Here is a 14603-nt window from a genome sequence, read left to right on the forward strand (position 1 = left end):
ATGAAAATTAAAACCAAATTAAATCTCGGAGTAGGATTGTTATTTATAATGATATTAATCCTTTCATTAGTTAGTGCATATTATATTTTTTCGATTAAAAAAGATACCGAAAATATATTGAAAGCCAACTATAATACACTTGAATATTCCCGAAACATGCTCACATCATTAGATGAAATGAATGCTAATGAAAGCAAAGCTATTGTTGTTTTTGAATCCAATCTAAAAAAACAAATTATCAATATTACTGAAGTAGGTGAGGATAAGGCAACTAATAATCTTCAAATGAGTTTTGAATTATTGAAAAGAAATAAAAAAGACGAAAAAGTAAAAGCTCAAATTCGGCAAGATATTTTTGAAATCATGAAACTCAATATGAACGCCATAAAAGACAAAAGTGATATTGCTAAAAACACTGCCGAAACGGCCAATTTATGGATTGCCATTGTGGGAACACTGTGTTTTTTAATCGCATTTAATTTGTTAGTAAACTTACCTAATAATATTGCCAATCCAATAAAGGAATTGACAGCTAGTTTTAAAGAAATTGCTAATAGAAATTATTCAGAACGTGTTCATTTTCAAAACCATAATGAGTATGGAGATTTAGCAAAATCCTTCAATACCATGGCTGAAAAACTAGAAGAATATTCCAATAGTAGTTTACACAAATTGACTTTCGAAAAAAAACGATTGGAAACGCTAATCAATAACATGCACGACCCAATAATTGGTTTGGATAATCAAGGAATAATTTTGTTTGTAAACGATGGAGCATTAAAAATCATTGGACTAAAAAAGGAAGATGTAATTGGTCAATTGGCTACCACATTAGCATTGAAAAATGATTTAATGAAATCCTTAATCATCAACGAATCGGAAAGTGCAAAAGCAAATACAATGAAAATTTTTGCTGATGGTAAAGAAAGCTACTTCGAAAAAGAAAAGGTTAATATTACTATTACGCCCACAGGAGAAGATAAAACTATTAATATTGGCGATGTAATAATTTTGAGAAACATTACTATTTTCAAAGAATTAGATTTTGCAAAAACCAACTTTATTGCCACTGTATCCCACGAGCTAAAAACACCAATTTCTTCCATCAAAATGAGTTTGCAGTTGCTTGAAAATGAAACAAATGGAAGTATAAATGACAACCAAAAACAACTCATTGAAAGCATTAAAGATGATAGCCAACGCTTGTTGAAAATTACAGGTGAATTATTAGAATTATCACAGGTTGAAACTGGAAACATTCAGCTTTCTATTGAGAAAAGTAGTCCAAATGAAATTGCAAAGCATGCTATTGAAGCAGTTAAAGTTCAGGCTGAGCAAAAGCATATAGATATTAAATTGGAGACTGATAATAATCTATCAGCAGTAAAAGCGGATAGTGAAAAATCCTCTTGGGTTCTAATTAATTTCTTAACAAATGCAATTCGCTACTCATCAGAAAATAGTGTTGTAACTGTAAAGTTGAAACAAGATAATAATCAAATTGTTTTTCAAGTATCTGACAAAGGAAAAGGAATTGACAAGCGTTATCAATCGAAAGTTTTTGATAAATATTTTCAAATACCAGGAAGTCAAAAATCGGGAACTGGTTTGGGTCTAGCAATTTCTAAAGAATTCATTGAAGCTCAAAACGGAACAATAGGACTAGAAAGTGAATTGGGTTTGGGAAGTACTTTTTATTTTAAATTGAACACAATTTAACAATCCGCCATATTTACCGCTACAGCTAAACCTCCTTCGGAGGTTTCTTTGTATTTAGAATTCATGTCTTTGGCAGTTTGCCACATCGTGTCGATAACTTTATCTAGTGGTACTTTAGCATTTTTAGCATCTGTTTCCATGGCCAATTCAGCAGCATTTATAGCTTTGATTGCGCCCATGGTATTGCGTTCTATACACGGAATTTGAACCAAACCACCAATAGGATCACAGGTTAATCCTAAGTGATGTTCCATAGCGATTTCGGCAGCCATTAATACTTGGTCTGGTGTGCCACCCATCACTTCACAAAGTGCTCCTGCAGCCATAGCCGACGAAACGCCTATTTCCGCTTGACAACCACCCATAGCAGCTGATATAGTAGAACCTTTTTTGAAGATACTGCCAATTTCTCCAGCTACCATCAGGAATTGTTTGATTTGCTTTTCGTCGGCTTGATGGTTTTCGATAACTAAATAGTACATTAATACGGCTGGGATTACACCTGCACTACCATTGGTTGGTGCCGTTACAACTCTTCCTAATGCTGCATTTACTTCGTTGACAGCAAGTGCAAAACAACTTACCCATTTAAGGATTTGTCTAAACTTTACTTCTGTTTTTCGGATGCTTTCTAGCCATTCTTGTGGTGTGGTATAATTGGCTAACCCTATTAATCCTTGGTGCATATCAAAAGCTCTTCTTCGAACATTTAATCCACCCGGAAGTATTCCTTCGGAGTGACAACCAATGTACATACATTCGAGCATGGTGTTCCAAATGCGCATCAATTCACTGTTTACTTCCGCTTCGGGACGCATCGAGATTTCATTGGCATACACAATCTCGGATATGGCTTTGTTTTCTTTTATAGTATATTCTAGTAACTCTTCAGCATTTTGTATAGGATAAGGGAAAGCACATTTTATTTGCAACTTCTTTTTGGCATTGATACGCTCTTCTTTAACAACAAATCCTCCACCAATAGAGTAGAAGGTTGAAACATATTCTGTTCCGTTAGTAATAAAAGCGGTAAATGTCATTCCATTGGCATGAAATGGCAGGAAGTTTTTGTTAAAAATAATATCAGTATCAGCATCAAATGGAATTATTAGTTCGTTGGCTAATTTGATTTGATGCGTTGTTTTTATAGTGGTAATAATACCATCAATATCTTTTACGGCAATATATTCTGGGTCTTGACCTGATAAACCTAACATTACAGCATAATCTGTAGCGTGACCTTTTCCGGTTAGGGAAAGCGAGCCGTATAAATCAATTTTTACTTTAGTTGTTTTGTTTAATAGGTTTTCTTCTCTTAGTTCGTTAAGAAAACGTTCAGCGGCACGCCAAGGTCCAAGCGTGTGTGAACTTGATGGTCCAACACCTATTTTAAGCATATCAAAAACGGAGATGCATTCTTCCATTACTATATCGATTTAGTCCGGCAAATATATTGAATTACGAATTACGAATTACGAGTTCTAAGTGAATAGTTTGGGCAGTTGAAGACTTTTTGGCTTCTTTTAATAAGACATCTGTTCAGCGTTTTGTTTTTTGAGCCAATAAATAGTATTATCTTTATAAGGTTAATTCAAAATGAAATTAGTAATCAAAATATTTTAACTATGGCAACAACAAATGTAAAAGCTTACGGAACAAGTGCTTCTGATGCACCTTTAGTACAAATGAATATTGAACGCAGAGACGTTTTGGCAAAAGATATTGAAATAGAAATTATGTATTGTGGTGTTTGTCACTCTGATTTGCATTTTGCAAAAAACGATTGGGGAATGACTACTTATCCAGTAGTTCCCGGTCACGAAATTGTGGGTAAAGTTACGCGAGTTGGGAGTGAAGTAAGCAAATTAAAAGTAGGCGATTTTGCCGCTGTAGGTTGTTTGGTTGACTCTTGCCGAACTTGTAGTAGTTGCGAAAAAGATTTGGAACAATACTGTTTAAATGGTTGGGTTGGTACTTATGGTGGTTTTGACAAACATTTAAACCAACCTACTCATGGTGGTTATTCTCAAAAAATAGTGGTTGATGAACATTTTGTATTGAGTGTACCTGCTAATTTAGATTTAGCTGCCGTAGCTCCGTTATTATGTGCCGGCATTACCACTTGGTCACCGCTTCGTCATTGGAATGTAGGCAAAGGTAGTAAAGTGGCAGTTGTAGGTCTTGGCGGATTGGGTCATATGGCTATAAAATTGGCCAAAGGATTAGGTGCCGAAGTAACGCTATTTACTAGAACACCTGGCAAGGAAAAAGATGCTAAAGATTTAGGAGCTGACGCCGTAGTTCTTTCTACTGATGATTCTCAAATGGCTAGTGTTGTTGGAAAATTTGATGTAATTATTGATACAGTTCCTTATGTGCATGATGTTAATCCTTACGTTGGGACTTTAACAGTCAGTGGAACGTTGGTTTTGGTAGGTTATTTGGGAGGTTTAGAACCAATATTGCAAACTGTTCCAATGATTATGGGAAGAAGATCTGTTGCTGGTTCATTGATAGGCGGTATTGCTGAAACACAAGAAATGTTAGATTTTTGTGGTAAGCATAATATCGTGTCTGAAATTGAAATTATCAAGATGCAGGATATTAACGAGGCTTATGAAAGAATGATAAAAAGTGATGTTCGTTACCGTTTTGTAATTGATATGGCTTCTTTGAAATGATAGCATTCAATAAATTTAGATTACAATAAATACAAATTCCACTAATTTACACATGATCAAATCATGTACATTAGTGGAATTTGTGTTATCCTATTTTAAAGTGATTGTCCAAACGTCAACAAGTTATTATCAGGGTCGAGAATAGAGAATTCTTTTTGTCCCCATGGTTTTTGTTCAAGTTTTCCATTTGGATGGATACTTGTATTATTGTTTAGTACTTCTTGGTACCATTTATCAATAGTATCGGTACGGATGTATACTTGTCCATAGTTCTCTTTTGGGTTAAGTGTTTTAAATTCAAAAAAATGAATTTGTATTTTGTCTTTTTTTAGCATCAAATAACCTTCATAGTCTGAGTTGCCAAATTCTTCAAAGCCCAATTGAATTTTATAAAAATTCCTTGTAATTGTTTTGTCCCGCATGGGAAGTTTTGGATTGATGTCTGTAAGCATGATATAGTATTAAAGTAAATTATTCTAAAACACCAACAGTTATATAACTTGTAGCGTTAGCATTATGATACAGTCGATGGAAAGCTTTTACATAATCTTCTGCTTTGGCTTGGAAGATGTTAGTAAATGTTTGCGGATTTCTGTCTGCCCAAGGGAAACACGAACTTTGTACTTGTATCATTATACGGTGTCCTTTTTTGAAAGTATGCAAAATATCTTGTAGCTCAAGAGAAACATCTGTAATTTGGTTAGGAACAAAAGGTTCAGGTGTGGAAGCATTGTTGCGATACTTGCCACGAATGATTTCGCTACGCACTAATTGTTGATAGCCAGCATAAACCACTTCGGGATGGATTGGGTCATTTGGCGCGTCATCAGGATAGACGTCTATTATTTTTACAACCCAATCGGCATCGGTTCCTGTAACTGCTACTTTGAGCATTGCTATACTATTTCCTGCTAGGGTTGTTTCTTTAGTTAAAATATCTGTTTGATAGGTAAGTACATCTGGTCGTCGGGATGCAAAACGTTGGTCTTCGACCATGTAGGATTGTACAATACCATCATCAATTTTGGCAGAATAGGGAACAGGATGTGCTGGATCTGAAAGGAATTCGTCAAATGAATTATCCCCAACTGGTGCTTCAAAACTGAGCTTTCCGTTTTTATGAAAATAGAGTTGTTTGGTTTTTAAGTTTTTGGGTGGATAAGTATCAAACTGTCGCCATTGGTTGTTGCCTGTGTTGAATAATGTGGCTTCGGGAAGGTTTAACTTCAGTTTATCATCTATTAAATAATGTTTGAAAAACTGTGCTTCTATAGTTTCTTGATAAAAAGGAGCTGTTTTTTGTTCAAAGTTAATATCGCCTAATGATTGACCAGTTTCACCAGCCCAACCACCGTGTGCCCATGGACCAATCACCACACAGTTTTGAATGCCTGGGTTTAATTTTTCAATGGTTTGATAGGTTTTGAAAGTTCCATATAAATCTTCGGCATCATACCATCCGCCAACCACCATGACCGCATGTTTAATTTTTTTCAGATGCGGCAATAGGTTTCTTTTTTTCCAATGCTCATTATAATCGGGATTTTCAGAGTTTTCGAGATAGTATTTGTTTCTTTTTTTATAATATACTTCTTCAGCATTTTTTAATGGTCCCATGTTGAGGTAGAATTGGTAGCCATCAGGTGTTCCCATTTCTAATAGCGAAGCACCATACGTTTTTGTAGGTTTCTTATGCTCTTGAAAGTAATTATAAAATCCAAAATTAGCGGCTAGCATAAAAGCACCGTTGTGAAAAGCATCGTCTCTTCGCAAGTCGGATATTGGTGCTTGTGGTGAAGACGCTTTCAACGCAGGATGTTCTGCCAATGCTCCAGCAGAAGCATAAAAACCAGGATACGAAATGCCCCATTGACCTGCTTTGCCATTATTGTTTTTGATATTTTTAATTAGCCAATCGATGGTGTCATAAGTATCAGTCGACTCATCGATATCGGTTTTCTTTTTCTTATCTTCCACTTGAGGTGTCATTTCAACAAATGTTCCTTCGGATGCCCATCTTCCTCGCACATCTTGATGTACTACAATATAGTTGTCGCGAATCATAAACCGATTGGGTGAAATTCTTTGACCCATTTCAGTATCATAAGGATAACAACTATAAGGTGTTCTATTAATAATAAAGGGATGTTGAACCGATTTGTCTTTTGGAGTGTAAACTTGGGTAAATAGTTTTACGCCATCTCGCATAGGAACCATATATTCGGCTTTTTCGTAATTGTCTTTTATATATTGGGTATCTTGTTCAGGTGTAAAAGATTTTGTGGTTTGCGAACTACCAACAAATGTGAAGAGTAGTAAGAAGAGAATGAGAACTTTTTTCATGTTTAAAATAGTTTGATTTTTGGTTTAGCTAATGTATGAAAAATCAGGGTATTAATATTTTTTATTATATTGTACTATCTAAAACATAAAAAAATGAGTACATCTTCTACCACTAAACCCGTTTTTCTCTCCTACTTGCATAGTTTTAGAGGATTTGCCATTATCAATATTGTTGCTATTCATGCTATAGGATTTTCTACTTTTATGGGAAAAAGCACTTTTAATAAAAATGTTTCAATAGCAAATGAAGTATTATTTCATAATAGTACCATTTATTTTGCTCTTATTTCGGGATTATTGTACACGGCTATTTTAAAGAAAAAGGGCTACCCACAGTTTTTTAAGAGTAAATTTAAATATGTAGTACTGCCTTATGTGTTTTTTACATTGCTGTATACAGTTTATGATAACAAGGTTTATGATTTTTTTGTTTATCAAACTAGTTTTGTAAATTATTTAAACGATTTACCACGTAATTTTATATACGGGAAAGCAATGTTTGTCCTTTGGTATATTCCGGTGCTTTTGTTTTTATATATGGTTACTCCTTTATTAGATTCTATTTTACAGATTAAAAAATGGGGAAATTGGTTGATGGCTATCATTATTGCACTACCATTGCTGGTAAGACGAGAAGAAGTGATGGAGTTATACAACGGAGATTTCATTAGTTTTCATAATATGATCTATTTTACTGGAGCTTATGCCACAGGAATGTATCTTGCCAATAACTTAGAGAAAAGTATAGCATGGATAAGAAAAAATAAAATTCTTTTGTTGGTTTTAGCTGTTGTTTTTACGGCAGCATTAGTATATGTTACCCTTCAAAAAATAGATAGGTTAGGAGTGTTTTCTATTCAATCGAGTTTGTATTATGTTCAGAAAATTGTGATGTCGTTATTGGTGCTTTTATTTTTTAAGAGTTTGGGAGAAAAACAACCTAAATGGTTACAACCCATTGCCAAAGACGCTTTTTCTATTTACTTTTTGCATATTTTATTTATAGGTGTTTTTCTCGGTTGGCTAGGAAATGTTACTCTTTTTCTTCCTATAATTCAATACAATGCTATACTTGGAGGATTGTTTATGTTAGTTGGTGCAATTGCGATGAGTATGTTGGTTACTTGGTTGTTTAGGAAACTTTTTGGGAAGTATTCCAGAATGATGATTGGTGCTTAAAAGAATAATAAACACAAAAAAAGAACGAACCTTTGAATTGATTACACATCTCCACTTTAGTAGGTGAGCAGAGTGCTTGGTCTTTTCGCCAATTCGTTCTTAGTAAGTTATTTTTAAACTTTTTATTTAATCAATAATTTGTCTTTATATACATTTACACCATCATAAATTTTGATGAAGTAAACACCTTTTGTTTGAGGCTCAAAATAGATTTCATTAGTTACTTTTTGATCAGTGTTTGTAGCTTCATATACTTTTTGACCCAATTGGTTGTAAATTTCTATTTGTAATCTTGCAGCAGGTTCTTTTATATCGAAACAGAAAAAACCATCATTAGGATTAGGATAGATAATAATTTTGTTTTTCATTGGAACTTCTGTTAAACCTAAAGATCCGCCACCATTTGTTGTTTTCAGTATTATACCATCATCGCCAACAGCGTAACTTGTATTAATACTAGTAAAACAAATTGAATATAACCCATTAATTACTCCGCTTGTTTGTGCTGTCCAAGTAGTTCCATTATCTGTTGTTTTTAAAATTGTACCATATGCACCAACAGCATATCCAACATTTTGATAAAAATTTACATCATTCAAAATAATATTAACACCACTATTTTGTTGAGTCCAGTTTGCACCAGCATCAATTGTTTTTAAGATAACTCCATTTTCTCCAACAACATAACCATTATTGGCATCAGTAAATAAGATAGAATTCAAAGTAGTTGTTATTCCGCTGTTAAGTGATGTCCAATTTACACCGCCATTAATTGTTTTTCTGATAACTCCATTCTTGCCAACAACATAGCCAATATTAGCATCAGTAAAGAAGATAGAATACAATTCATTAGTTGCTCCGCTAGTAAGAGGTGTCCATAAATCTCCACCATTTGTAGTTTTGAGCATTAATCCATTTTTGCCTACAGCATAACCTGTGCTTGGATTTGTAAAGAAAACAGAATATAATTTTTCAATAGTTCCGCTTGTTTGTGTATTCCAGCCTATACCACCATCAGTTGTTTTTAGGATTGTGCCATCATAACCTACAGCATAACCTACATTATTGTCGGGGAATTTAACAGTTATTAAGTTACTTATAGTTCCACTATTTTGTTGTGTCCAATTTTCACCACCATCTATTGTTTTAAATATTCTTCCACTAGATCCAACAATATATCCAGTATTAGTGTTGGTAAATGTGACTGATTCAAAACCCGCTCCTGTTAAACTTGTGTTCGGTATCCAATCTGTATTTATTGGTGGATTATCAGAACGAACTAAGTATGACAATAATTCTATATCAGCTCCACATTGTCCACCATCATCTAAACCAATTCGGCCTATTAAGTTGTTATTATTGTAATATCCCCAAATAGCTATTTGTCCCCAAAAAGGAGGTTCTCCAGTTCTCATAAATCCAACGTAAACTCCTAAGTCAGTATAAACTTTTCCAGTTACTGGTCCCATTAAACCTACAACAGAAGTTATGTTTCCATTAATGTCAATATTCAAAGTTACATTTCTAGAACCACAATTAGGAGTAGTAAGTGTTCCAACTATTTTATCTTTCAATGCACCTGGATTGGCAACTTTATGTAATCTCCAATTTTGTCCATCTGCGATTCCAGTTCCATCAGTAGTTGAACTTAACTGACCGCTAAAAGGAAAGCTTTCATTTCCATTTGTAAAAATTCCATTTATAGCCCCACTAGCACTAACAGTATAATTTCCAGTCCATGGACCTCCAAAACCACTGAAATCTGTTATATTCCCATTGCCATTAAAAACACAATAACTAAGATTGTCATTGTATGGATCAATTGGAGTTACATCTCTATAAAATAACCAAGGACCGTTTAAAGAAGCGTTAGAATAAGGACCAACACTATATCTTACAATTTTGTTGTCGTCAGAGGTAAACCAACCGTTGTTTTCATCCCAAAATGAAATACTAAAAGGGTTCAATGCTGGGGTATTTTGGGTTATCCAATTAGCACCACCGTCTGTTGTTTTGAGAATAATAGCATTGTCATTACTTTGATCTAATTTACTTCCTATCCAACCTGTAGTAGCATTCATGAAATATAGGGTTTTACTTGTGTAATTTGAGGTAATACCAGTATTAGTTACTGATGTCCAATTGGTTCCGCCATTTATGGTGTGAAATATTTTACCATTTTCACCAACAACCCATCCATTGTTTAAGTCTGTGAATTGTATAGCATTCAAATCACCAGCGGTATTGTCTGTAAACTGTGGTGTCCAGTTTGCTCCACCATTAGTTGTTTTATATATAGTATATGGAGGCGACATGTTTGGACCAGCAGAGTATGCCCATCCATTATTTACATCAACAAAGTAAAAAATACCAGTACCATTTGTTGGTGTCCATGTGGTACCTCCATCAGTTGTTTTTAAGAATGTTGGAGCTCCAGAAATCATATTATATACTAAAACCCAGCCATGACTTGCATCTACAAATTGAATTTGTAGACCAACATCACCTGCTGTAGTTGAAAGTACGGTTCGATTCCAATTAGTACCACCATTTGTAGTTTTATAAACTACAGCTCCAAGTGGGTTGTCGTAAGTTCCAAATGTTTTTAGAACCCAACCTGTTGAAGGATTAATAAAACTAATGTTTAATCCAGGATCGGACATTGATCCTATAACATCACCTGAATAGGGTTTCGTTACTTCACTCCAAGTTGTACCTCCATTTATAGTATGGAGTAAAAAATCATTTGAAATGGATACCCATCCCTCGGTTGCACTTACAAACTGTACTTTACCAACACTTTGAGTTGCTTGAACCGGATTGGTTTGTAAGCTCCAACTTCCTTGACCGAAAGCAGTAATATTAAATAAACCTAAAATTACTACCACGATACTTAAAATAATATTTCTCATGACATTTAAATTTAATTTCCTACTCGTATGGTTTTTCGGTTTTACCCCGTTTTTTCAATTGGTGTCTGGACTCCAAATGAACCTATATAAAGTTAGTTATATTTCTAATTAACAAACATGATAAATGTCATGTTTTGCTATTGATTATCAGTGGTTTTGGTAAGGTTTTTGAGAAGTATTTTTAAAGGAAAAGGATAAAAAAAACACCTTCTGTTCAAAGAGGTGTTTTGTAGTAGATAAAATATTTTTTTAAATAATAGAATAAGATGTTAATGTATTAAAACAAGTTAATTACATTGGCTTTGCTTTTATTTCTTGTGTAGCAATAGCAGAAACTTTGTTATCGGTTGTAACGGTAACTTTCAATTCTCTTTTGAATAACTTTTTTTCATAGTCAATAGCGTATCGAAAGATATATTCATCGTTAAATTCATCATGTGTTACATCGATGAGGTTTAGTGCTATAAATTTTCCGTTTCTTTGGTTTATCTTTTTGCAAGTAGCAGAAATTTTTTCGGCGGTAGCGTTTTGCCTTACTTTTTCTGTAGCTTCACTACTGTTAAATGCTTTAAATCGCGAAGTATTACAAGTTTCAATTAGTCTTTTGCCTAAATCATAAGCTCTATTTTTCTTTGCAACATCTACTTCGGCAGGAATCAAAATCACCATTCTTTTTTCCTTAGGTGCTTCTGTAGCAATCGTTTTTTTGCTTTTGCAAGACAGAAGTGAAAACACACAAAAGATTAGTATTACCTTTTTCATTAGAAACTTAATTACAATTAGATAGGCAAGTTAGCCCTCTGCTTTGGTAAATGCTAAGACATTAACATTTTAACAATCAATTTTTCCAATACCTAAATCAAAACAATTCATTTTTATCATCTATGAATTTCAATATTGAATTTGTATTTTTGACACAAGCCAATGAGGCGAACAGAATGAAATTAAAAATTTGCAACATGAAAATCGTTATATCGCCAGCCAAATCATTAAACTTTGAAAAAGTAGTACCAACAAATAGTTATACTGAGCCACAGTTTTTACAACAAGCGACTACCATTCAAAACACTTTAAAAAAGAAAAAGCCAAAAGAACTTTCGACGTTAATGACCATTTCGGATAAATTGTCAGAGCTCAATTGGCAACGCAATCAGGAATGGCAAACACCTTTTACTCTTGAAAATTCTCGACAAGCTATTTATGCTTTTGATGGTGATGTTTATACTGGTTTGGATGTCTATACTTTGCCTGAGGATAAATTAGCCGTTTTGCAGAACAAACTCCGAATTTTATCAGGATTATACGGTTTACTTAAACCAATGGATTTAATGCAAGCTTATCGATTGGAAATGGGAACTTCAATAGCCATTGGCAAAAACAAAAACTTGTATGAGTTTTGGAAAAAAACAATAACGAATAGTTTAAATGATGAATTAGAAACAGGAGAGTTGTTTCTTAATCTTGCCAGTAATGAGTATTTCAGTGCTGTAGATGCAAAGAATTTAAAGGTTCCCGTAATTACGCCAGAGTTCAAAGATTTTAAAGACGGTAAGTTGAAGATGATTAGTTTTTTTGCCAAAAAGGCGAGAGGCATGATGGTTCGTTATATTCTAGATACCAATACAGAAACAATTGATGACTTAAAAGGATTTAACTACGAAGGTTATTCCTTTGATGCCAATTTGAGTAAAGGAAATTCGTTGGTTTTTACAAGATAATCTAAACGTAAAGATATTCTTGATATTCTCTTATAGTTTCTTTAGTCGCCTTTTTTTGATCACGCGCTAGTTCTCGCATGGCTTCAACTCCTTTTTTGGCACAACGTTTTACTTTGTACAATCGAGAAGAAAAAGAGCGAAGTTTTTCAACATCTTGAGGGGAAAGTTTAGTTTCTAATTCGCTTACAAAAGCAGTAAACTCCTTTAAGACTATTTTGTTTTCTTCGTAATCTGTTTTTAAGTCTTCAAAAAGCTCGTTGATTTCTTTGCTGATGTCATTACTGATATCTTCACTTTTTTTGCAAAGTTCGGCAATTACTTTCTTTTCATGTGAGTTAAAAAGTCCCATAACAATTTGATTTCAAGGTTACTATTTTGACAAAATAAGACCAAATTTAAGAAATTGTTTTCAGAAAACACTATATTGTTAATAACTTGTAAATTAGTTAATTAGTGCATTGCTTCACTCATGTTAACTTTGTTTTTTCCTTTTTTGATTAAAAGAATAACAGGAATACATATTAAAAATAATATGCCTAGGTAATAAAAAACATCCATGTAGGATAACACAACACTTTGTTTGGTTACACTATAATCCAAAACTTTATAGGCTTTTTGCAATGCTACATCTGGGCTAAACCCTTTAGCAATAAACCCTCGTTGCATAGCTATAATTCTATCTTGTACAATACCTTTTGTTGGGTCCAAATGCGCAATTAAATTCACTCTATGCTCTTGTCCAAAACGAGCTAAGAAAGTGGTGATAATGGCTATCCCAAATGAACCACCCAATTGACGCATCATTCCTGTAAAAGCTGCACCTTCACCAATGCTTTTTCCTTTTAAACCAGAAAGTGACAACGTTGTGATAGGGACAAATAATAAACCTAAACCTATTCCGCGAACAATCAGTGGCCAATACATGTGCTCTTCGCCTGTGTCTGGTGACATGATATTTTGCATCCAAAAGGTGAAAATAAAAAATGCCAGGAAACCTAGTGCTACCAAATAAGTTTGTGGCACACCACGCTGTATCATTTTACCAATAAAAGGCATCATAATAGCCACTGTAATGGAACTTGGTACTAAAAGTAAACCAGCATCAGTAGCAGTCCAGCCCAAAATAGATTGGGTATAAATGGGAATGATAAAAGTTGAACCATATAAACCAAATCCAAGGATAAAACTCATCAAAACTCCAATTCGAAGGTTACCGTCTTTGAGCACTTTCAGGTTAACAATTGGAAATTCATAGGTCATTTCACGCCAAATGAAAAAGAACAACCCTGTAAAACTAATAATAGATAATCTAGTAATCCATACATCATTGAACCAATCATCTTGTTGACCGTGTTCTAAAACATATTGTAACGAACCAATAAAAGCGGAAAGTAATAGTATTCCCAGCCAATCGACCTGATTGATTTTTAGTTTTTCTCCATATTTTGGACTTCTCACAAAGGATAAAGTTAATAGAGTAGCAATAATCCCGATGGGAATGTTGATATAGAAAATATAAGGCCAAGAGAAATGATCTACCAAATAACCACCTAATGGTGGACCAAGAGTAGGACCAACAATTACACCCATGCCATAAATGGCTTGCGCCATTCCTCTTTTTTCAAGTGGATAACTTTCGGTGATAATGGTTTGTGCTGTTACTAATAAAGCACCACCACCAAGACCTTGAATAAAGCGAAAAGCTACTAATTCCCAAATGTTATCGGCATTTCCACACATAAAAGAAGCCAATGTGAAAATCATAATAGAAGCCGCAAAATAGTTTCTTCTACCAAATTGTTGTGAAAGCCAACTGGTCATCGGAATTACAATCACGTTAGCAATAGCATAAGCGGTAATCACCCAAGCCACATCGGTAAGTGAAGCACCTAAACTGCCTCGCATATTGTTCAATGCTACGTTTACAATAGTAGTATCTACAATTTCAAGTAAGGCACAAAGTACTGCAGTAATAGTGATAATCACCCTGCGAAAACCAAATTCTACTAAATCTTCTTGAACGACTGCTGTTGCCATTTAAATGGTTTTTC

General features: G+C 34.1%; 11 protein-coding genes. 4 read left to right on the top strand and 7 right to left on the bottom strand.

From position 1 onward, the window contains the following. A complete protein-coding gene (locus ACSVH2_RS11095) occupies window positions 1–1719 on the top strand; it encodes an ATP-binding protein (RefSeq protein WP_438093250.1) in 1719 nt (572 codons plus the stop codon). On the opposite strand, the gene ACSVH2_RS11100 is transcribed toward ACSVH2_RS11095, so the two are convergent. Continuing rightward, window positions 1716–3143: an L-serine ammonia-lyase gene (locus tag ACSVH2_RS11100; protein ID WP_438093251.1), complete on the bottom strand. Its 1428-nt coding sequence runs from the start codon at window positions 3141–3143 to the stop codon at window positions 1716–1718. The two genes, ACSVH2_RS11095 and ACSVH2_RS11100, sit on opposite strands and share 4 nt — an antisense overlap. A gap of 201 nt (window positions 3144–3344) precedes the next feature. Between ACSVH2_RS11100 and ACSVH2_RS11105 the strand changes: the two genes are divergently transcribed. Further along, window positions 3345–4400, top strand: a complete 1056-nt coding sequence (locus tag ACSVH2_RS11105; protein ID WP_438093252.1) for an NAD(P)-dependent alcohol dehydrogenase — start codon at window positions 3345–3347, stop codon at window positions 4398–4400. Window positions 4401–4495: 95 nt separating this feature from the next. On the opposite strand, the gene ACSVH2_RS11110 is transcribed toward ACSVH2_RS11105, so the two are convergent. Together ACSVH2_RS11110 and ACSVH2_RS11115 are read right to left on the bottom strand one after the other, a co-directional pair. Further along, the gene (locus tag ACSVH2_RS11110) at window positions 4496–4852 is read right to left on the bottom strand and encodes a bleomycin resistance protein (protein WP_438093253.1); all 357 of its coding nucleotides are present in this window, start codon (window positions 4850–4852) and stop codon (window positions 4496–4498) included. A gap of 19 nt (window positions 4853–4871) precedes the next feature. After that, entirely contained in the window at window positions 4872–6743 is a 1872-nt protein-coding gene (locus ACSVH2_RS11115) for a CocE/NonD family hydrolase (protein WP_438093254.1), read from the bottom strand. A 93-nt stretch (window positions 6744–6836) separates the two neighbouring features. Here ACSVH2_RS11115 and ACSVH2_RS11120 point away from each other — a divergent pair, with 93 nt between their 5' ends. Beyond that, window positions 6837–7922, top strand: a complete 1086-nt coding sequence (locus ACSVH2_RS11120) for an acyltransferase (protein ID WP_438093255.1) — start codon at window positions 6837–6839, stop codon at window positions 7920–7922. 122 nt (window positions 7923–8044) lie between these two features. Here ACSVH2_RS11120 and ACSVH2_RS11125 read toward each other — a convergent pair whose 3' ends face one another. After that, the gene (locus tag ACSVH2_RS11125; protein ID WP_438093256.1) at window positions 8045–10834 is read right to left on the bottom strand and encodes a YCF48-related protein; all 2790 of its coding nucleotides are present in this window, start codon (window positions 10832–10834) and stop codon (window positions 8045–8047) included. A 291-nt stretch (window positions 10835–11125) separates the two neighbouring features. Then, the gene (locus ACSVH2_RS11130; RefSeq protein WP_438093257.1) at window positions 11126–11596 is read right to left on the bottom strand and encodes a hypothetical protein; all 471 of its coding nucleotides are present in this window, start codon (window positions 11594–11596) and stop codon (window positions 11126–11128) included. Between the two features lie 197 nt (window positions 11597–11793). On the opposite strand from ACSVH2_RS11130, the gene yaaA reads away from it, so the two are divergent. Further along, window positions 11794–12552 (top strand): peroxide stress protein YaaA, encoded by a 759-nt coding sequence (yaaA, locus tag ACSVH2_RS11135; protein ID WP_438093258.1) that lies wholly within the window; start codon window positions 11794–11796, stop codon window positions 12550–12552. A gap of 1 nt (window position 12553) precedes the next feature. Here the strand turns inward: yaaA and ACSVH2_RS11140 are convergent, their stop codons facing one another. Continuing rightward, window positions 12554–12901: a hypothetical protein gene (locus ACSVH2_RS11140; protein WP_438093259.1), complete on the bottom strand. Its 348-nt coding sequence runs from the start codon at window positions 12899–12901 to the stop codon at window positions 12554–12556. 101 nt (window positions 12902–13002) lie between these two features. Beyond that, complete coding sequence (locus ACSVH2_RS11145; protein WP_438093260.1) at window positions 13003–14589, bottom strand: MDR family MFS transporter; 1587 nt, start codon at window positions 14587–14589, stop codon at window positions 13003–13005. Between the last annotated feature and the right edge of the window lie 14 nt (window positions 14590–14603).

It is taken from the genome of Flavobacterium sp. RSB2_4_14 (assembly GCF_051547085.1).
Taxonomy (GTDB): Bacteria; Bacteroidota; Bacteroidia; order Flavobacteriales; family Flavobacteriaceae; genus Flavobacterium.